This window comes from Streptococcus sp. HMSC062H02, assembly GCF_001813005.1.
Taxonomy (GTDB): domain Bacteria; phylum Bacillota; class Bacilli; order Lactobacillales; family Streptococcaceae; genus Streptococcus; species Streptococcus oralis_S.
In genome coordinates, this window is the sequence record NZ_KV811090.1 from 23,130 (window position 1) to 44,238 (window position 21,109).

19 protein-coding genes and 1 riboswitch are annotated in these 21,109 nt (G+C 42.6%); all 19 genes read left to right on the forward strand.

The window, feature by feature from the left end:
- The first annotated feature begins 1 nt into the window (after window position 1).
- The 19 genes from HMPREF2885_RS00180 to pnuC all read left to right on the forward strand — a co-directional run bounded on the left by HMPREF2885_RS00180 (window position 2) and on the right by pnuC (window position 21,108).
- The gene (locus HMPREF2885_RS00180) at window positions 2-655 is read left to right on the forward strand and encodes a 3-oxoacid CoA-transferase subunit B (protein WP_000644731.1); all 654 of its coding nucleotides are present in this window, start codon (window positions 2-4) and stop codon (window positions 653-655) included.
- A 194-nt stretch (window positions 656-849) separates the two neighbouring features.
- Window positions 850-1,758, forward strand: coding sequence for a LysR family transcriptional regulator (locus HMPREF2885_RS00185; protein WP_000351428.1), 909 nt, complete (start codon window positions 850-852; stop codon window positions 1,756-1,758).
- A gap of 15 nt (window positions 1,759-1,773) precedes the next feature.
- A complete protein-coding gene (locus HMPREF2885_RS00190) occupies window positions 1,774-2,886 on the forward strand; it encodes an acyl-CoA dehydrogenase family protein (protein WP_000221881.1) in 1,113 nt (370 codons plus the stop codon).
- A gap of 3 nt (window positions 2,887-2,889) precedes the next feature.
- Complete coding sequence (locus HMPREF2885_RS00195) at window positions 2,890-3,807, forward strand: MBL fold metallo-hydrolase (RefSeq protein ID WP_000137959.1); 918 nt, start codon at window positions 2,890-2,892, stop codon at window positions 3,805-3,807.
- Window positions 3,808-3,871: 64 nt separating this feature from the next.
- On the forward strand, window positions 3,872-4,852 hold the full coding sequence (locus HMPREF2885_RS00200; RefSeq protein ID WP_255261433.1) for a nitronate monooxygenase: 981 nt from the start codon (window positions 3,872-3,874) through the stop codon (window positions 4,850-4,852).
- Window positions 4,853-5,027: 175 nt separating this feature from the next.
- The gene (locus HMPREF2885_RS00205; protein ID WP_070656835.1) at window positions 5,028-7,001 is read left to right on the forward strand and encodes a DHH family phosphoesterase; all 1,974 of its coding nucleotides are present in this window, start codon (window positions 5,028-5,030) and stop codon (window positions 6,999-7,001) included.
- Window positions 6,998-7,450, forward strand: a complete 453-nt coding sequence (rplI, locus tag HMPREF2885_RS00210) for a 50S ribosomal protein L9 (RefSeq protein ID WP_000864211.1) — start codon at window positions 6,998-7,000, stop codon at window positions 7,448-7,450. Before HMPREF2885_RS00205 ends, rplI begins: the two co-directional genes overlap by 4 nt.
- Window positions 7,451-7,493: 43 nt before the next feature.
- Window positions 7,494-8,846 carry a replicative DNA helicase gene (dnaB, locus tag HMPREF2885_RS00215; RefSeq protein ID WP_000852476.1) on the forward strand — a complete coding sequence of 451 codons (1,353 nt, stop codon included), beginning with the start codon at window positions 7,494-7,496 and terminating at the stop codon, window positions 8,844-8,846.
- Window position 8,847: 1 nt separating this feature from the next.
- A complete protein-coding gene (locus HMPREF2885_RS00220) occupies window positions 8,848-9,114 on the forward strand; it encodes a Veg family protein (RefSeq protein WP_001278165.1) in 267 nt (88 codons plus the stop codon).
- A gap of 99 nt (window positions 9,115-9,213) precedes the next feature.
- Window positions 9,214-10,323, forward strand: a complete 1,110-nt coding sequence (locus HMPREF2885_RS00225) for a CHAP domain-containing protein (protein ID WP_053092657.1) — start codon at window positions 9,214-9,216, stop codon at window positions 10,321-10,323.
- Window positions 10,324-10,407: 84 nt separating this feature from the next.
- Complete coding sequence (gene polA, locus HMPREF2885_RS00230) at window positions 10,408-13,041, forward strand: DNA polymerase I (protein ID WP_070656883.1); 2,634 nt, start codon at window positions 10,408-10,410, stop codon at window positions 13,039-13,041.
- A 102-nt stretch (window positions 13,042-13,143) separates the two neighbouring features.
- A riboswitch (TPP riboswitch) is annotated at window positions 13,144-13,246 on the forward strand.
- Between the two features lie 72 nt (window positions 13,247-13,318).
- A complete protein-coding gene (locus HMPREF2885_RS00235) occupies window positions 13,319-13,609 on the forward strand; it encodes a thiamine-binding protein (RefSeq protein ID WP_002880743.1) in 291 nt (96 codons plus the stop codon).
- Window positions 13,572-14,330, forward strand: a complete 759-nt coding sequence (locus HMPREF2885_RS00240) for an ABC transporter permease (protein ID WP_161800219.1) — start codon at window positions 13,572-13,574, stop codon at window positions 14,328-14,330. The genes HMPREF2885_RS00235 and HMPREF2885_RS00240 overlap by 38 nt, the downstream gene beginning before the upstream one ends.
- A gap of 36 nt (window positions 14,331-14,366) precedes the next feature.
- Window positions 14,367-15,374, forward strand: coding sequence for an ABC transporter substrate-binding protein (locus HMPREF2885_RS00245; protein ID WP_049501306.1), 1,008 nt, complete (start codon window positions 14,367-14,369; stop codon window positions 15,372-15,374).
- Window positions 15,374-16,102 carry an ABC transporter ATP-binding protein gene (locus HMPREF2885_RS00250; RefSeq protein WP_049501307.1) on the forward strand — a complete coding sequence of 243 codons (729 nt, stop codon included), beginning with the start codon at window positions 15,374-15,376 and terminating at the stop codon, window positions 16,100-16,102. The genes HMPREF2885_RS00245 and HMPREF2885_RS00250 overlap by 1 nt, the downstream gene beginning before the upstream one ends.
- A 118-nt stretch (window positions 16,103-16,220) precedes the next feature.
- Complete coding sequence (locus tag HMPREF2885_RS00255) at window positions 16,221-16,679, forward strand: CtsR family transcriptional regulator (protein WP_001211252.1); 459 nt, start codon at window positions 16,221-16,223, stop codon at window positions 16,677-16,679.
- 1 nt (window position 16,680) lies between these two features.
- The gene (locus HMPREF2885_RS00260) at window positions 16,681-19,113 is read left to right on the forward strand and encodes an ATP-dependent Clp protease ATP-binding subunit (protein WP_001109664.1); all 2,433 of its coding nucleotides are present in this window, start codon (window positions 16,681-16,683) and stop codon (window positions 19,111-19,113) included.
- Between the two features lie 147 nt (window positions 19,114-19,260).
- Window positions 19,261-20,319 (forward strand): AAA family ATPase, encoded by a 1,059-nt coding sequence (locus HMPREF2885_RS00265; RefSeq protein WP_070656836.1) that lies wholly within the window; start codon window positions 19,261-19,263, stop codon window positions 20,317-20,319.
- Window positions 20,320-20,328: 9 nt separating this feature from the next.
- On the forward strand, window positions 20,329-21,108 hold the full coding sequence (gene pnuC / locus HMPREF2885_RS00270; RefSeq protein WP_049550163.1) for a nicotinamide riboside transporter PnuC: 780 nt from the start codon (window positions 20,329-20,331) through the stop codon (window positions 21,106-21,108).
- The last annotated feature ends 1 nt before the right edge of the window (window position 21,109 follow it).

The window sequence follows — 21,109 nt, forward strand, 5'->3', positions numbered from 1 at the left end:
AATGAAAGCAAAAGAGATTATCGCAAGACGTGTAGCACTTGAATTTAAAGATGGAGATGTGGTCAATCTTGGTTTTGGGATTCCAAATGCCTCTGCTGATTACATTCCTGAAGGTGTAAATGTTATTTTACAGGCAGAAAATGGCGCTCTTCGATTTGGGGAAACACCTACCAAGGACAACTATAATGCCAATTTAGCGAACTCTGGTGGAGCTCCTATTACATTGTTGCCAGGAGCAGCCTTGTTTGATCTACAAACTTCCTTTGCCATTATTCGTGGTGGACACGTGGATGCAACCGTTCTTGGAGCTCTTGAAGTCAGCCAAGATGGAAGCATTGCGAACTGGATTATCCCAGGGAAATTTGCTCCTGGTATGGGTGGCGCAATGGACTTATTGGTAGGAGCTAAGCGCGTAATCGGGGCTATCCAACATACAACTGCTGATGGGGAATCTAAGTTGTTGAAAGAATGTACCTTGCCACTTTCAGCTAAAGGAGTATTGGATCTTGTCATCACAGAATTAGCTGTTTTTGGATTCAAAGATGGTAAATTCCTGTTGAAAGAGCTGGCTCCTGGTGTGACATTAGAAGAAGTTCTTGAAAAAACAGCTGGGGAAGTCATTGTCTCAGAAGACCTGAAAACAATGCCGATTTAAGCAAAAAAAGAGCTATTTTCTACTTAGTGTGTTATGATATAAACCAGATAGTATTGTAAGCGCTTTATATACAGCGTTAAAATGAAGTATTCGAAATGTTATTTCGATAAAAAGTCAGTAGACAACTATCAAACACTAGAATAGTTGTCTAATTGACTTACTAAAATAGTGAAGGAAAGCTAGGTGATGGGTAAGTGGATATTATCCAAATGAACTATTTCATCAATATCATAGAATGCGGATGCAACCTTTCCATTGCTGCAAAGAAGATTCACATTAGTCAATCAGCCTTGAGTCAATTTGTGACAAATTTTGAAGCAGCTGAAGGGGTTCAATTATTCAATCGCAAGAATGGAAGATTAGAAAGTTTAACAGAGGCGGGACGCAAAATTTATCGTTATGCGACCGAGATTGTGAATCGACATGAAGAAATGCTTTCCATGATCCATATAGAAGCTCAAAAGCAAAAAGGCACCATTAATTTTGGTATTCCGTCCTTGATTTTACGAGTTTATTTTGCTAGTGCCTTGCCTCATTTTCTGAAAAATAATCCTCATATCCATATCCAGGTTACGGAAGGTGGAGGGAAGGAAATTCGTCAAAAAATGGTTGATGGAGATTTGAATCTCTCTATTCTGATAGAGCCTACGAGCCTGGATGCTAAAAAATATGAACAACATATCATTCAATTGGATGAATACGTTGCTTATATGGATAAGGATCATCCGTTGGCTCAGAAAAGCTTGTTGGAATGGTCTGATATTGCTGGTTATGAATTGGCAACCTTCAACAAAACATTTACGACTTATGATTTAGTGACAGAAAAACTTCGTTCACAACGAATTGAGGCTAAATTTGCTTATCTTTCCTCTACTTGGGACTTCCTAGTTGAATCAACTCATCAGACAGATTTGATTGCCCTTTTGCCAAGGCCGGTTGAATATTTTGTGGATAAGAGTCGTTTTAAGGCGGTTAGATTCAAAGATCCGATTCCATTTAATATTTGGTTTTGTAGACCCTATAAAAACTCCTACAATGAAGTAGAGTCTTATGTGTATGAAGAATTGTTGAAAGATTATTACCAACCGTTTTCTGACAACTAAGATGAGGTGAATGCGATGACCTATAATGACGTGCTGGCGCGAGAATTGAAGGCAGACGTGAAAGTGTTGATTCGGGACTATTTCAAGTCTCATGAGGATGAACAACAGTTCCCTAGAGAATTGCTTTATCAGTTTATTGAGCAATTTGATATCTTTTCCTTGCTTTTAGATAGTCAAGATTCTGTTTTGAGAACCGAGTTTTTAACCTTTATTCGCTTGATTTCAAAAGATTTTCCTGCTTTTTCTGCTGTTCTACTAACTCAGGCATGTTATGGTATCTATCCTATTTTACGATATGGGAGTCAGGAACAAAAATCGCGTTATGTAGAACCATTAGTAAGGGGAGAAATCTTAGCTGGCTTGGGATTTTCTGAAGGAAAATTGATGGACAGCTTGGAGGTTATTGCAACAACTGCAAGGAAAACAGAAACAGGTTGGTCTTTAACTGGGAAGAAGTCAATTGTATCAAATTGCCGCTATACAGATATTTTGTTAATCTTAGCCAAGGTTCAAGAAGCTAACGGAGAATATGGATACGGATTTTTCATTGTTGATACGACTCGACCGGGAGTTGCTTTTGGAGATGATATTGCAAAACCTGGTTTACAGGGTTTGCCTGTGAATTCGGTAACTTTTGATCAGGTCATATTGCCAGAAGATAGTCTTCTAGGATTGACGCTAAATGGGGAAACTCAGTTAAATGATATTATCAAAAAATTACAGCTAGGATTAAGCGCTATCTCTATTGGTATCTCTGAGGGAGCTTTTGAAACAGGTCTGGCTTTTGTAAAGGTCAAAAGAAGATTTGGGAAACCATTAATCGATGCGACAGTCTATCAACATCAATTCGCAGACTTGTATACTAAGCTGTGTGCGGCTGAATCTTACTTTGCTTCCTACAAGGATAGGATGAAGGCGGATTCTCTCTTTGTATCTCAGATAAAACTTTATACGACAAAAGTAGCAATTGAGATTTCTGAGGAAATTATTAGATTAATTGGACCTCTTCAAACCTTGGATGACATCCCCATAGACCGTTATCTAAAGGATGCCAAAACGATTGAAATCTATGGAAAATCTGGGGATTCGATTCGTAAAAGAATAGCAGCCCAATGGATAAAGGAGTAAAGCATGACAGAACTCACCTTACAGGAATATCAATTTCATGATATGAAACTGACATGGCTACGTGGAGCCGATAAATTGACGGATGCAGGGACTCTTTTTGGTCCGGTTCCGAAAGTTGTGTGGTCTCGTTACTACCCAACAAATGATGCTAATATGATGGCAGAATTGACGGATCCTATTTTGATCCAGTACAAGGGTAAAAATTACTTGATAGATGCAAGTTTTGATACAGCAAAATTATCTGATAAACAAAGGCGCAACTTAGGAATCTTAACTGAAAGTCGGGTAGAAGAAAGTTTATCTCTTTTAGGACTATCGCCTGAAGATATTGACATCGTGCTGATGACACATATGCATCATGATCATTCTGGTGGCTTGACGCGTGTGAATGATCAAGGAGAGTTGGTTTCCAAGTATTCAAATGCCAAGATTATTGTGAATGATGTCGAATGGTATGAGATGAGAAACCCTAATAATCGAACACGAGGAACTTATCTGAGAGAGAATTGGGAACCGATTCAAGATCAGGTGACGACTTTCTCAGAGTATATCAATGTCATTCCAGAAATCCAAATGATTCACACAAGTGGTCACAGCAATGGCCACAGTATTATCTTGCTCAAACAGGGGAAAGATACGATGATCCACATGGGGGACTTGATGTTATCACATGTTCATCGAAATCCTCTCTGGGTTCCAGCAGTAGATGATTATCCTATGAAATCCATTTTAGCCAAAGAGAAATGGTTGCGTCAGGCTTTTGAGAATCATTACAAGTTTTTCTTTTATCATGATCAATTTTTCGCGGTGGTAGAGTTTGATAAGGAAGGGAAGGAGTTGGTAGATTATGTTCTACGTTCTCGCCCCCCACTTATTCCTTTTACAGATGAGCAGGATCGTAAGCCAGACTTTTTAGGATAGCAGAATATGAGGAGACAAATATAACATTTTCTTGTTGACGGGGATATTGGTGAATCATGCATCCATTTGCCAACAAGAATCAACAGAAAATAAAAGGAGGACTCATATGTCAATTACAAAACTTTTACAGATTCAATATCCAATTTTCCAAGGGGCTATGGCTCAAATCTCGCACTATCAACTAGCAGCAGCTGTTTCTGAGGCTGGAGGTCTGGGAATTATCGCTTCGGGTGGTATGACCGGAGAACAGTTGCGTGAAGAAATTCGTGAACTGAGAAAGTTGACAGATAAGCCTTTTGGTGTCAACATCATGTTGATGATGAAAAATATCAAGGATATTGTGACTGTTATCATCGAAGAAAAGGTTCCAGTGGTAACTACAGGTGCAGGAACTCCTAAGCATATCATGCCTTACTTGAAAGAAGCAGGAATCAAGGTTATTCCAGTTATTGCCAGTGTCAAGCATGCTCAAAAGATGCAAGAATTGGGAGTTGATGCTGTAATCGCTGAAGGTTCAGAAGCTGGTGGCCATATTGGAGAGACCAATACAATGGCTCTTATCCCACAAATCGTTGATGCGGTAACGATTCCAGTCATTGCTGCAGGAGGTGTTGCAGATGGTCGTGGACTTGCTGCTGCGATTGCCCTAGGTGCACAAGGAGTTCAAATGGGAACAGTTTTTCTTGCTTCAGAAGAATGTCCAATTTCTCCTGCCTATAAAGAAGCTATTTTAGCGGCAAGTGATACAGCGACTGCGGTTACAGGTCGCATCGCGGGAGCGCCAGTTCGTTGTATTCGCAATGAGATGACGGATCACTACATTGAATTAGAGCAGAAAGGTACAAATCGAGAGGAACTGGAAGAAATTACGATCGGTTCTCTATCTAAGGCTGTCTATGAAGGTGATACAGTTCATGGTTCAATGATGAGCGGACAAATTGCGGGTTTGGTGAAAGACATCAAACCATGTAAGGCTATTTTAGAATCAATTGTGAAACAGGCGCAAGAGCGCCTACAAGACATTCGACTAGAATTAGGTGAATAATGTAATCTAGGCGGAAGATTCTGCACTGATGTGGAAAAAGGAGAGCGAGGCATTTGCTCTCCTTTTTTATGTATAGTTTCTTTAAGAGCATCTTACTATAATAAAAGCAGTGCTTTCTCTTTAAAGGTCGCTTTTTAAGGGCATTTGTGATATAATAATGCGCAAGAGGTTTAGAATGAAAAAAAATAATTTAACTCCGAATTCTGCGATTCTACTAGGGCTTGCAACTTTCGGAACCTTAACAATGCTGATTATTTTTTCACAAAATAATGTTGTAACAATCAGTGTCTTGTTTTTATTTGTACTTCTTTATCTGCTTTTATTTGTCTGGCAAAAAAAACAGTATGAAAAGAGCGAAATTGAACAAATCCAATACGTAAATCATCAAGCGGAAGATAGCTTAAACACGCTGCTCGAACAAATGCCGGTTGGTGTTCTGAAGTTAGATTTATCCAGTGGCGAAGTGGAGTGGTTTAATCCTTATGCTGAGTTGATTTTGACTACTGAAGAAGGCGAAATTGATGTCGAATTGATTCAAACCATCATTAAAGCTTCGGTGGGGAATCCAGGTTCTTACGCCACCTTGGGGGAAACACGCTATGCCGTTCATATGGACAAGGCTTCAGGTGTCCTGTATTTCTTTGACGTTTCAGGGGAATACGAAGCAACTGTCGAGTTGGTAACGAGTCGACCAGTGATTGGGGTCATCTCGGTCGATAACTACGATGATTTAGAAGATGCGACTTCTGACTCGGATATCAGTCATATCAATAGTTTTGTGGCCAACTTTGTATCGGAGTTTACGGAGAAGTATGCCATGTTTTCTCGGCGCGTGGGGATGGATCGATTTTATCTATTTACTGATTATACCGTGCTTGAGGAATTGATGAATGATAAGTTCTCTGTCATTGATGTTTTCCGCGAAGAGTCGAAACAGAGACAATTGCCCTTGACTTTAAGTATGGGATTTTCTTATGGTGATGGAAATCATGATGAGATAGGAAAAGTTGCTCTCCTAAACTTGAACCTAGCCGAGGTTCGTGGTGGTGACCAGGTAGTTGTCAAGGAAAATGATGAAACCAAGAACCCAGTCTATTTTGGTGGTGGTTCTGCAGCCTCTGTTAAGAGAACAAGAACACGTACCAGAGCCATGATGACAGCTATTTCAGATAAAATTCGAAGTGTAGACCAAGTCTTTGTAGTCGGTCATAAGAATCTAGATATGGATGCTTTGGGCTCAGCGGTTGGTATGCAGTTGTTTGCGAGCAATATTACAGAAGACAGTTACGCAGTCTACGATGCAGATCAAATGTCGCCAGATATCGAGCGGGCTATCAACTTCTTGGAAAAAGAAGGTGTCACCAAGCTCTTGCCTCTGTCTGATGCGATGAGGCTAGTTACAAAGCGCTCTTTGTTGATTCTAGTAGATCATTCGAAGACAGCTTTGACCTTGTCCAAAGGTTTTTATGATTTATTCACGCAAACCATTGTCATTGACCATCATCGACGTGATCAGGATTTCCCAGAGAATACTGTCATCACCTATATCGAAAGTGGAGCAAGTAGTGCGAGTGAGTTGGTCACAGAATTGATTCAGTTCCAAAATTCTAAGAAAAATCGTTTAAGTCGTATGCAGGCCAGTGTACTGATGGCTGGTATGATGCTGGATACCAAAAATTTCACATCTCGCGTGACGAGTCGAACTTTTGATGTGGCTAGCTACCTTCGAACACGTGGAAGCGATAGTATCGCAATCCAGGAGATTGCTGCGACAGATTTTGAAGAATACCGTGAGGTAAATGAACTCATTTTACAAGGTCATAAGCTAGGTTCAGATATCTTGATTGCCCAAGCTAAGGACTCAACCGCTTATGACACAGTTGTCATCAGTAAGGCTGCCGATGCTATGTTGGCTATGTCTGGCATTGAAGCCAGCTTCGTTCTAGCAAAGAATACACAAGGATTTATCTCAATCTCAGCTCGAAGTCGCAGTAAAATCAATGTTCAACGCATTATGGAAGAGTTGGGTGGCGGTGGTCACTTTAATCTAGCTGCTGCGCAAATCGAGAATATGAGTCTGTCAGAAGCAGGGGAAAAATTGACTCAACTAATCTTGGAAGAACTAAAGGAAAAGGAGAAAGAAGAATGAAAGTAATCTTTTTAGCAGATGTCAAAGGAAAAGGAAAAAAAGGCGAAATCAAGGAAGTGCCAACTGGCTACGCTCAAAACTTTTTGATTAAAAAGAATTTGGCCAAGGAAGCGACTGCTCAAGCAGTGGGTGAGTTGCGTGGAAAACAAAAATCTGAAGAAAAAGCTCATGCTGAAATGATTGCTGAAGCAAAAGCCATCAAGGCTAAGCTTGAGGCAGAAGAAACAGTTGTAGAGTTTGTTGAAAAGGTTGGACCAGATGGCCGTACATTTGGCTCTATCACTAACAAGAAAATTGCAGAAGAATTGCAAAAGCAGTTTGGTATTAAGATTGACAAACGCAATATTCAAGTGCAAGCACCAATTCGAGCAGTAGGTTTGATTGATGTACCAGTGAAGATCTATCAAGATGTTACAAGTGTCATCAATCTTCGTGTAAAAGAAGGTTAAGTTTACAACTTCTTGACAAGATTGTAAAAGGAAGGAAAGTTGGATGGCAGAAGTAGAGGAACTGCGAGTTCAACCTCAGGATATTTTAGCAGAACAATCTGTTCTGGGAGCTATTTTTATAGATGAGAGTAAGCTCGTTTTTGTCCGAGAATACATTGATTCTCGTGACTTCTTTAAGTATGCTCATCGGTTGATTTTCCAAGCGATGGTAGATTTGTCGGATCGTGGGGAAGCGATTGATGCGACGACGGTTCGGACGATTTTGGATAGCCAAGGGGATCTCCAAAATATTGGTGGCTTGTCTTATCTTGTTGAAATTGTCAACTCAGTACCAACTTCAGCGAATGCGGAATATTATGCTAAAATTGTAGCGGAAAAGGCTATGCTACGTCGCTTGATTTCCAAGTTGACAGAGTCTGTCAACCAAGCCTATGAGGCTTCTAAGCCTGCAGATGAAATCATCGCTCAGGCTGAAAAGGGACTCATTGATGTTAGCGAAAACGCCAATCGTAGTGGGTTCAAGAACATCCGAGATATTCTAAATATCAACTTTGGGAACCTAGAAGTTCGGTCACAACAAACAACGGATATCACTGGTATTGCAACGGGTTACCGTGATTTGGACCATATGACGACAGGTCTCCATGAGGAGGAATTAATTATTCTAGCGGCGCGACCAGCAGTTGGTAAGACGGCCTTTGCTTTGAACATTGCTCAGAACATTGGGACTAAGTTGGACAAGACGGTTGCTATCTTTTCGCTGGAAATGGGTGCGGAAAGTCTAGTAGACCGTATGTTGGCGGCCGAAGGCTTGGTGGAGTCCCATTCTATCCGTACGGGTCAATTGACTGATGAGGAGTGGCAAAAATATACCATTGCTCAAGGGAACCTAGCCAACGCGAGTATCTATATCGATGATACACCAGGGATTCGGATCACGGAAATTCGTTCGCGTTCACGTAAACTGGCTCAAGAAACAGGCAATCTAGGCTTGATTTTGATCGACTACCTACAGCTTATCACAGGTACTGGTCGTGAGAACCGCCAACAAGAAGTCTCTGAAATTTCTCGTCAGTTAAAAATTCTAGCTAAGGAGCTAAAGGTTCCAGTCATTGCTCTTAGTCAGTTATCTCGTGGAGTGGAACAGCGTCAGGATAAGAGACCAGTCTTGTCTGATATTCGTGAATCGGGTTCTATCGAGCAGGATGCGGATATCGTAGCCTTTCTGTACCGTGACGACTACTACGATCGTGCGGGTGAAGAAGAGGAAGGAATTCCAAATAACAAGGTTGAGGTTATCATCGAGAAAAACCGTAGTGGAGCTCGTGGAACGGTGGAATTGATTTTCCAAAAAGAATACAATAAATTTTCAAGTATCTCAAAGAGGGAGGCATAAGATGTCAGATGCATTTACAGATGTAGCCAAGATGAAAAAAATCAAAGAAGAGATCAAGGCGCATGAGGGACAAGTCGTTGAAATGACTTTGGAGAATGGCCGTAAGCGCCAAAAAAACAGACTGGGTAAGTTAATTGAGGTTTATCCATCTTTATTTATCGTTGAATTTGGGGATGTTGAAGGAGACAAACAAGCCAATGTCTATGTTGAATCCTTCACCTACTCAGATATCTTGACAGAAAAGAACTTGATTCGCTATCTAGACTAAGAATCCTAAAATGAAGTGAGCTTTGCTCACTTTTTTCTTTTTCTCCCGAATAGTATAAACGAGGGTAACCTCGGAAATTTATATTATTAAGGAGAATGAATGACGTTTTTTAAATCAGGAGTTAAGAAGAGTAGATATACTCAGTTGGGTTTAGGGCTGGCTACTTTGTTTGTTACAAGTACCTTTTTGTTTGGTGGAGAATCGGTTCAGGCCGATAGTGTAGCGCGTGGAGATGACTATCCGCTTCACTACAAAAATGGTAGTGTTGAAATCGATCAGTGGCGGATGTATTCTCGCCAGTGTACCTCTTTTGCGGCCTTTCGTTTGAGTAGTGTAAATGGCTTTGAGATTCCTCCTGCCTACGGAAATGCGAATGAATGGGGACATCGTGCAAGGCGAGAAGGCTACCGTGTGGATACTAAGCCAGAAGTTGGGGCTATTGCTTGGTCGACAGAAGGATATTATGGGCACGTGGCCTGGGTATCAAATGTATCAGGGGATACGATTGAAATCGAAGAGTATAACTATGGGGTTCGAGAAAAGTATAACCGTCGAAAAGTCAAGGCTAGTTCGATGACGGGTTTTATTCATTTCAAGGATTTATCCGCTAGCCATGGTGCGAGTGAGGGTGCTCGTAGCTCAGAGCTTCCGTCCAGTGGGACAATAGTGTTCACGGGGAAATTGCCAATTATGGACCAGCCAGCAAGCACAGGACAAGTTATTGACTACTATTATGCTGGTGAGAGTGTGAGTTATGATCAAGTTCTTGAAAAGGATGGTTATAAGTGGCTCGGTTATTTGTCTTATAGCGGTTCTAGAAGATATGTGCAGTATGCAGAGCTAAGCAATACAGAAAAAGGCTGGAAAAAAGAAGGAGGGAGTTGGAATTACCGTGAGAACGGGAAACTCGCAACTGGTTGGAAGAAAATAAATGGCAGTTGGTATCACTTTAAAGACAATGGAACCATGTCAACAGGTTGGGTGAAGGATGGTTTGCATTGGTACTATCTAAAGGCATCAGGGGAGATGCAGACAGGATGGCTAAAGGAAAATGGAACATGGTATTATTTGGAGAGTTCAGGGGCTATGAAGTCTAGCCAGTGGTTCCAAGTAGGAGGAAAGTATTACTACGTCAATGCTTCAGGGGCTTTAGCAGTGAATACCACTGTGGATGGCTATCGAGTGGATAGTAACGGAGCTAGAATCTAGAAAGAATATAAAAAAGAGGGCTTCACTACCATTTGCCTATTCTTTCCGATGGTATTTTTCCCTGCTTTCCTTTATAATGGGTGTATGGACAAGAAAAAATTATTATTAATTGATGGATCTTCAGTTGCTTTTCGAGCTTTTTTTGCGCTCTATCAGCAGTTGGATCGTTTTAAAAATGCTAATGGCCTTCATACCAATGCAATCTATGGCTTTCAACTCATGTTGAATCACGTCTTGGAGCGTGTTGAGCCCAGTCATGTTTTGGTAGCTTTTGATGCAGGTAAGACGACTTTCCGTACAGAGATGTATGCAGACTACAAGGGTGGTCGTGCTAAAACTCCAGATGAGTTTCGTGAGCAATTTCCCTTCATTCGTGAGTTGCTAGATCATCTTGGGATTCGCCACTATGAGTTGGCCCAGTATGAAGCAGATGATATCATCGGGACCCTAGGTCGCTTGGCTGAGAAGGATTCTTTTGAAGTGACTATTGTCAGCGGAGACAAGGACTTGATCCAGTTGACGGATGAGCATACGGTGGTCGAGATTTCCAAGAAAGGTGTGGCTGAGTTTGAGGCCTTTACGCCAGACTATCTCATGGAAAAGATGGGCCTCACACCAGCTCAGTTCATTGATCTTAAGGCTCTTATGGGGGATAAGTCTGATAATATCCCTGGTGTCACTAAGATCGGTGAAAAGACGGGTATCAAGCTCTTGCTAGAACACGGTTCGTTAGAGGGTATTTATGAAAATATCGATGGGATGAAGGCTTCTAAGATGAAGGAAAATCTCATCATAGACAAGGAACAGGCCTTTTTATCGAAATTACTGGCGACCATTGAGACTCAGGCACCGATTGAGATTGGCCTTGATGATTTGCTTTATAGTGGACCAGATGTGGAAAATCTCGGGAAATTCTACGATGAGATGGGCTTCAAACAGCTCAAGCAAGCTTTAAATGTGTCATCAACGGATGCGCCTGAAAGTTTGGATTTCACTATCGTTGACCAAGTCAGTCAAGACATGCTGAGCGCCAACTCTATCTTCCACTTTGAGCTTTTTGGTGAGAATTACCATACAGATGACTTGGTTGGTTTTGCCTGGTCCTGTGGGGATAAACTTTACGCTACAGACAAACTTGAGCTCTTGCAGGAGCCGATTCTCAAGAATTTTCTAGAAAAAACACCTCTGAAAGTGTATGACTTTAAGAAAGCGAAGGTTCTTTTAAATCGTTTGGGCTTGAATTTGCAGGCCCCTGCTTTTGACAGTCGTTTGGCCAAATACCTCCTCTCTACTGTCGAGAACAATGAAATTTCAACCATTGCGAATCTCTATGGCCAGACTTATTTGGCTGATGATGAGACCTTCTACGGTAAGGGGGTCAAGAAAGCTATCCCTGAGAGAGAGAAATTCTTGGAGCACTTGACTCGCAAGGTTGCTGTATTGGTTGAGACGGAGCCTGTTTTGCTTGAAAAACTCAGTGAACACGGGCAGTTAGATCTTCTCTATGACATGGAGCAACCTCTGGCTTTTGTCCTTGCCAAGATGGAAATTGCTGGAATCAAGGTTAAAAAAGAAACCCTACTTGAGATGCAAGCTGAAAATGAGATTGTCATTGAGCGACTCACCCAAGAGATTTATGAGCTGGCTGGTGAGGAATTTAATATCAACTCACCTAAACAGTTGGGCGTACTTCTCTTTGAAAAACTGGGACTTCCTCTAGAATACACCAAGAAAACCAAGACAGGTTACTCGACAGCAGTGGATGTGCTGGAGCGTCTGGCTCCTATTGCACCGATTGTCAAAAAAATTCTAGACTACCGTCAGATTGCTAAGATTCAATCGACTTACGTGGTTGGCTTGCAGGATTGGATTTTAGATGATGGCAAGATCCACACGCGCTATGTGCAAGATTTGACTCAGACTGGGCGTTTGTCTAGTGTAGATCCAAACTTGCAAAATATCCCTGTTCGCTTGGAACAAGGTCGCCTCATTCGTAAGGCTTTTGTGCCAGAGTGGGAGGATAGTGTCCTTCTTAGCTCCGACTATTCACAGATTGAGTTGCGCGTTTTGGCGCATATCTCTAAGGATGAGCACTTAATCAAGGCCTTCCAAGAGGGAGCAGATATCCATACTTCGACAGCTATGCGTGTCTTTGAAATTGAACGTCCTGAGGATGTGACGCCAAACGACCGTCGCAATGCCAAGGCTGTCAACTTTGGAGTGGTTTACGGGATTTCAGATTTTGGTTTGGCGAACAATCTTGGTATTAGTCGTAAGAAGGCCAAAGCCTACATTGATACCTACTTTGAGCGTTTTCCTGGGATTAAAAACTATATGGAAGAAGTGGTACGTGAAGCGCGTGACAAGGGATATGTAGAGACCCTCTTCAAGCGTCGTCGAGAGCTACCAGATATAAATTCGCGCAACTTTAACATTCGTGGTTTTGCAGAGCGAACTGCCATTAACTCCCCTATTCAGGGTTCGGCAGCAGATATTCTCAAAATTGCTATGATTCAGCTAGACAAAGCTCTGGTTGAGGGTGGTTATCAGACCAAGATGCTCTTGCAAGTGCATGATGAAATCGTCCTTGAGGTTCCGAAATCAGAACTAGCAGCTGTCAAAGTACTAGTGAAACAAACCATGGAAGAAGCCATCCAGCTTAGTGTCCCACTCATTGCTGATGAGAATGAAGGGGCAACCTGGTACGAGGCTAAATAAGAAAGCTATGATAGAGTTTGAAGCATTTGTCTTCAAACTCTTTTTCATAGTTTTCTGTAAGCAGTTTCCTTGACTTTTCCTTGCATTTGCGTTACTATATTCCATATAAGATATGGGAGTCTGTGTACAGTCTGAGAGGAAGTGTTAAACTTCGACCGCACCTGATCTGGGTAATGCCAGCGTAGGGAACGATACTTAGCCGAATTCTGCACCTTTTCCATATATGGCAAAGGTTTTTCTTTTTGTTCAAAAGGAAAGCCGAGAAGAGGAGGATTTTATGAAAGCAAGCATTGCCTTGCAAGTCTTGCCCCTATCACAGGGGATTGATCGAATTGCTATTATCGATCAAGTGATTGCTTATCTGCAAGCTCAGTCCGTGACTATGGTGGTGACACCCTTTGAAACGGTCTTGGAAGGGGAGTTGGATGAGCTCATGCGCATTCTCAAAGAAGCGCTTGAAGTGGCCGGGCAGGAGGCAGATAATGTCTTTGCCAATGTCAAAATAAATGTAGGAGAGATTTTAAGTATTGATGACAAACTTGAAAAGTATACTGAGACGACACATTAGTCTATTGGGTTTTCTAGGAGTCTTGTCAATCTGGCAGTTAGCGGGCATATTCAAACTTTTACCCAAGTTTATCCTGCCAACTCCTCTTGAGATTCTCCAGTCCTTTGTTCGTGACAGAGAATTTCTCTGGTACCATAGCTGGGCGACCTTGAGAGTGGCTTTACTAGGTCTAGTTCTAGGAGTCTTGATTGCCTGTCTTATGGCGGTGCTCATGGATAGTCTGACTTGGCTCAATGACTTGATTTATCCTATGATGGTGGTTGTTCAGACCATTCCGACCATTGCCATAGCGCCTATCTTGGTCTTGTGGCTAGGCTATGGGATTTTGCCCAAGATTGTCTTGATTATCCTGACGACAACCTTCCCTATCATCGTCAGTATTTTGGACGGTTTTAGGCACTGTGACAAGGATATGCTGACCTTGTTTAGTCTGATGCGAGCAAACCCTTGGCAAATCCTGTGGCATTTTAAAATCCCAGTCAGTCTGCCTTACTTTTATGCAGGTCTGAGGGTCAGTGTCTCCTATGCCTTTATCACAACAGTGGTATCTGAGTGGTTGGGAGGCTTTGAAGGACTAGGTGTCTACATGATTCAGTCAAAGAAACTGTTTCAGTATGACACCATGTTTGCCATTATTATTCTGGTGTCGCTTATCAGCCTTCTCGGTATGAAGTTGGTCGATATCAGTGAAAAATATGTGATCAAATGGAAACGTACTTAAATAGAGCGTTTTAGAAAAAGAAAAGAGGAAATGAAAATGAAGAAAACATGGAAAGTGTTTTTAACGATTGTAACAGCTCTTGTAGCTGTCGTACTTGTGGCTTGTGGTCAAGGGACTGCTTCTAAGGACAACAAAGAAGCAGAACTCAAGAAAATTGACTTTATCCTAGACTGGACACCAAATACCAACCACACAGGGCTTTATGTTGCCAAGGAAAAAGGTTATTTCAAAGAAGCTGGAGTGGATGTTGACTTGAAATTGCCACCAGAAGAAAGTTCTTCTGACCTAGTGATCAATGGCAAGGCACCATTTGCTATCTATTTCCAAGACTACATGGCTAAGAAATTGGAAAAAGGGGCAGGGATTACTGCCGTTGCCGCTATCGTTGAGCACAATACATCTGGAATCATCTCACGTAAATCTGACAATGTCACCAGTCCAAAAGACTTGGTTGGGAAGAAATACGGAACTTGGAATGACCCGACTGAGCTTGCTATGTTGAAAACCTTGGTGGAATCTCAAGGCGGAGACTTTGAGAAGGTCGAAAAAGTACCAAACAACGATTCAAACTCGATCACACCGATTGCCAACGGTGTCTTTGACACTGCTTGGATCTACTACGGTTGGGACGGTATTCTTGCCAAATCTCAAGGTGTAGACGCCAACTTCATGTACTTGAAAGACTACGTTAAAGAGTTTGACTACTATTCACCAGTTATCATCGCAAACAACGACTATTTGAAAGACAATAAAGAAGAAGCTCGTAAAGTCATCCAAGCCATCAAAAAAGGCTACCAATACGCTATGGAACACCCAGAAGAAGCTGCAGATATCCTCATCAAGAATGCCCCCGAACTTAAGGAAAAACGCGACTTTGTCATCGAATCTCAAAAATACTTGTCAAAAGAATACGCAAGCGACAAGGAAAAATGGGGACAATTTGACGCAGAACGCTGGAATGCTTTCTACAAGTGGGATAAAGAAAATGGTATCCTCAAAGAAGACTTGACTGACAAAGGCTTCACCAATGAATTTGTGAAATAATGACAGAAATTAGACTAGAACACGTCAGCTATGCCTATGGCGATGAAAAGATTTTAGAAGATATCAACCTGCAGGTGGCTTCGGGTGAAGTGGTTTCTATCCTAGGTCCAAGTGGTGTAGGCAAGACTACCCTCTTTAATCTAATCGCTGGAATTTTAGAAGTCCAGTCGGGAAGAATTGTCCTTGATGGAGAGGAGAATCCCAAGGGGCGCGTGAGTTATATGTTGCAAAAGGATCTCCTCTTGGAGCATAAGACAGTCCTTGGCAATATCATCCTGCCCCTCTTGATTCAAAAGGTGGATAAGGCGGAGGCCATTGCCCGAGCGGATGACATCCTTGCGACCTTTCAGCTGACTGCTATACGAGATAAGTATCCTCATGAACTCAGTGGTGGGATGCGTCAGCGTGTAGCCTTACTCCGCACCTACCTTTTCGGGCACAAGCTCTTTCTCTTGGACGAGGCTTTTAGTGCCTTGGATGAGATGACCAAGATGGAACTTCACGCTTGGTATCTGGCGATTCACAAACAGCTGGAGTTGACGACCTTGATCATCACCCACAGCATTGAGGAAGCCCTCAATCTAAGTGACCGTATCTATATCTTGAAAAATCGGCCTGGACAGATCGTCTCTGAAGTCAAACTAGATTGGTCTGAAGATGAGGACAAGGAAGTTCAAAAGATTGCCTACAAACGTCAAATCTTGGCAGAATTAGGCTTAGATAAGTAGAAAAATAGGGAGTTGGTGAAGATTATCCTTTACCAGCGCTCTTTTTCTTTTAAAAATGAGAAAATTTCGGTATAATAGTCAAAGATAGTCAAGGTTCAAAGAAGGAGTTTGATTTACTATGAGATTTAAAAATACATCAGATCATATCGAAGCCTATATCAAGGCAATTTTAGACCAAGCTGGTATCGTGGAATTGCAGCGGAGCCAGTTGGCAGATACCTTTCAGGTTGTGCCAAGTCAGATCAACTATGTCATTAAGACACGTTTTACTGAAAGCAGAGGTTACTTAGTTGAGAGTAAGCGTGGTGGCGGAGGCTACATTCGCATCGGACGGATTGAGTTTTCCAATCATCATGAGATGCTCCGCGATTTGCTTTACTCGATTGGTGAGCGAGTTAGTCAGGAGATTTATGAGGATATTCTCCAGCTTTTGGTGGAGCAGGACTTGATGACCAAGCAGGAGATGACCTTACTGACTTCTGTAGCAACAGATCGTGTTCTAGGGGAGGAATCCTCAGTTGTCCGTGCCAATATGCTCCGACAGCTATTACAAGAGGTAGATAGAAAAGAGAAGTAAGATGAATTATTCAAAAGCGTTGAATGAATGTATCGAAAGTGCCTACATGGTTGCGGGCCATTTTGGAGCTCGATATCTAGAGTCTTGGCATTTGTTAATTGCCATGTCCAATCACAGTTACAGTGTGGCAGGTGCGACTCTAAATGATTATCCTTATGAAATGGACCGTTTAGAAGAGGTTGCGTTAGAACTGACTGAAACGGACTATAGCCAAGACGAAACCTTTACGGAATTGCCTTTTTCCCATCGTTTGGAGGTTCTCTTTGCAGAAGCAGAGTATGTGGCCTCAGTGGTCCATACTAAGGTGCTAGGGACAGAGCATGTCCTCTATGCGATTTTGCATGATGGCAATGCCTTGGCAACTCGTATCTTGGAGAGAGCAGGCTTTTCTTATGAAGACCAGAAAGATCAGGTCAGAATTGCTGCTCTTCGTCGCAATCTAGAAGAGCGTGCTGGATGGACAAGAGAAGACCTTAAGGCATTGCGTCAGCGCCACCGTACCGTGGCAGATAAGCAAAATTCCATGGCCAATATGATGGGCATGCCTCAGAATCCAAGTGGCGGTCTAGAGGACTACACGCATGACCTGACAGAGCAAGCGCGCTCTGGCAAGTTAGAGCCAGTTATCGGTCGTGACAAGGAAATCTCACGTATGATTCAGATTTTGAGTCGGAAGACCAAGAACAATCCTGTCTTGGTTGGAGATGCTGGTGTCGGGAAAACAGCTCTGGCTCTTGGACTTGCCCAGCGTATTGCTAGTGGGGATGTACCTGCGGAAATGGGCAAGATGCGCGTTTTGGAGCTTGATTTGATGAATGTTGTTGCGGGAACACGTTTCCGTGGAGATTTTGAAGAACGCATGAACAACATTATCAAGGATATCGAGGAAGATGGTAAGGTAATCCTCTTTATCGATGAACTCCACACCATCATGGGTTCTGGAAGTGGTATTGACTCTACTCTGGATGCGGCCAATATCTTGAAGCCAGCCTTGGCTCGTGGAACTTTGAGAACGGTTGGTGCAACCACTCAGGAAGAATACCAAAAACACATCGAAAAAGACGCAGCTCTTTCTCGTCGTTTTGCCAAAGTGACCATTGAAGAGCCAAGTTTAGCTGACAGCATGACCATTTTGCAAGGTTTGAAGGCTACCTATGAGAAACACCACCGTGTGCAAATCACAGATGAAGCTGTCGAAACAGCTGTTAAGATGGCGCATCGTTACTTGACTAGTCGTCACTTGCCAGACTCTGCTATCGATCTATTGGATGAGGCGGCAGCAACAGTGCAAAACAAATCCAAGCATGTGAGAATGGACGAATCGGACTTGAGTCCAGCTGACAAGGCCTTGATGGATGGCAAGTGGAAACAAGCAGGCCAGCTAATCGCAAAAGAACAAGAATTGCCTGTCTATAAAGACTTGGTGACAGAATCCGATATTTTGACCACCTTGAGTCGCTTGTCAGGTATCCCAGTCCAAAAGCTGACGCAAACAGATGCTAAGAAGTACCTGAACTTGGAAGCAGAACTGCATAAACGCGTCATCGGACAAGATCAAGCTGTTTCAAGTATTAGCCGTGCCATTCGCCGTAATCAGTCAGGTATTCGTAGTCACAAGCGTCCGATTGGTTCCTTTATGTTCCTAGGGCCGACAGGAGTCGGTAAGACCGAATTGGCCAAGGCTCTGGCAGAAGTCCTCTTTGATGACGAATCAGCCCTTATTCGCTTTGATATGAGTGAGTATATGGAGAAATTTGCGGCTAGCCGTCTCAATGGAGCTCCTCCGGGTTATGTGGGCTACGAAGAAGGTGGGGAGTTGACTGAGAAGGTTCGCAACAAACCATACTCCGTTCTTCTATTTGACGAGGTAGAAAAGGCCCACCCAGATATCTTTAATGTTCTCTTGCAGGTTCTGGACGACGGCGTCTTGACAGATAGCAAGGGGCGCAAGGTTGATTTTTCAAATACCATTATCATCATGACGTCAAACCTTGGTGCGACGGCTCTTCGTGATGACAAGACGGTCGGCTTTGGGGCCAAGGACATTCGTTTTGACCAGGAAAATATGGAAAAACGAATCTTTGAAGAGTTGAAAAAAGCTTATCGACCAGAGTTTATCAACCGTATTGATGAAAAGTTGGTCTTCCATAGCTTAGATAGCGAACACATGCAGGAAATTGTCAAGATTATGGTGAAACCATTGATTGCTAGCCTCGCTGAGAAGGGCATCGACTTGAAACTGCAAGCTTCAGCGTTGAAGTTACTAGCAAGTCAAGGATATGATCCAGAAATGGGAGCTCGCCCACTTCGCAGAACCCTGCAAACAGAAGTGGAAGACAAGCTAGCAGAACTCCTTCTCAAGGGAGAACTAGTAGCAGGCAAGACCCTCAAGATAGGTGTTAAAGCTGGTCAATTAAAATTTGATATTGCTTAAAAATGGAGAGTCAGGAGCAATCCTGATTCTTTTTTTTGCTACTTTTTTATAAAAAATGATAAAAAACTATTGACAAAACAAAAATATAGTATATAATAAAAACATAGAAAATAAAAATATCAAAAAGTATAAAAAGGTAAAACGTTTATGAAAAAGAAAACAGCAGTGGTGTTTGGGACCTTTGCCCCCCTCCATCAGGGACATATCGATCTGATCCAGCGAGCGAAGCGTCAGTGTGACCAGGTCTGGGTAGTCGTTTCAGGCTACGAGGGAGACCGAGGGGAGCAGGTAGGTTTAAGTCTTCAAAAACGATTTCGCTATATTCGAGAGGCTTTTCGTGATGACGAGTTGACCTCTGTCTGCAAGTTGGATGAGACCAAGCTTCCTCGTTACCCTATGGGCTGGCAGGAGTGGTTGGACCAGATGTTAGCGGAGATTTCCTATGATGAAACCCAGCAAGAACTGACTTTCTTTGTGGGAGAAGAAGACTACCAGCAAGAACTAGCTAATCGTGGCTTTGAGACCGTTTTGCAAGAAAGAAAGTTTGGTATCTCAGCGACTATGATTCGAGAAAATCCAAGCAAATATTGGAAATACATCGCACAACCCTTCCGTCGTCAGTTTACCAAGAAAGTGTTGATTATGGGAAGTGCTAGCAATGGGAAGACCACTCTGGCCAAGGATTTGGCAAGGTATTACGATGCGCCCGTTAGTCTGGAATACGCGCGTGAGTACCAGATCAAAAACAATGTCCGCGACGATGAATTGACCCCAAAGGATTATTATTATCTCCTTTTAGGGCAGTATGACCAGACCTCCAAGTTAATCGATAGCAATGCCAATCGAGGCCTAGTGATAGCCGATACCAACTCCTTGGTAACCAAGGGCTACTATGACTATTACATGGAGACTGAGGACCAAGGGGACTTATCAGGAGAAACCTTTGACAATCTCTTTGTTTCAATCTTGGCTAAGGAAAAATGGGACTTGATTCTCTTCGTGCAACCTGTCGGTTCCTATGTCAATGACGGATTTAGAGATATGACCATGGCGGAAGACCATATTCGCTACAGTTTTTCCCAGCATTTGGATCAGATGAGAGAGAGATACTTAACGACTATTCCTTTAGTTTATCTAGCAGAGGATTATCTAGGCAATTATGAAGCAGCAAAAGTGGCTATTGATGCCATTTACCAAGCAGATTAGGAGAAAAATATGAAAAAACTAACTAAAAAAATCACACAATTTATCGAAAACTTTAAAAATGTCCATGCTGAAGCCCGCAAGATCGGTTTTGCAGGGATCATGCACCTGCTCTGGAAAGATCTCTTTGTCGGCCGTAGCCTTTTCCAGTGGTTGTATCTCATCGCCCTGTCAAGTGTCCCCTTGATCTTGGAGTTTACACAAAATACGGAAAGCCATGACTGGCTTAGCTTATTTGCATCCTGGACTGGGATTGTCTGTGTTATTTTGGTAGCAGAAGGGCGTGCAAGCAATTATCTCTTTGGGGCCATTAACTCGGCAATCTACTTGATCTTGGCTATGAATGCGACTTTTTATGGCGAAGTCTTGACGACCGTTTACTTCTTTGTCATGCAGCCGATTGGTCTCTATGCTTGGTTGTCCAATCGTATCAACGACCAAGGAAAACCAGAAGAATCCCACTTTGAAGCTAAGAAATTATCTGTTCTTGACTGGCTCAAGTACTTAGCCTTGACCGCCATTATCTGGATTGGTATGGGCTTGGCTTACCAAAGTATCAATAGCGCTCGCCCTTTCCGTGATAGTGTTACCGATGCGACCAATGGTGTTGGTCAGCTCTTGATGACACGTCTCTACCGTGAGCAATGGATTTTCTGGATTGCAACCAATCTCTTTAGTATCTACCTCTGGTGGGGTGAAAATATCCACATCCAAGGGATGTACTGGGTTTACACACTCAACAGTCTAGTGGGTTGGTACCAATGGACTAAGGCAGTTCGAAAGGAGGCATAAG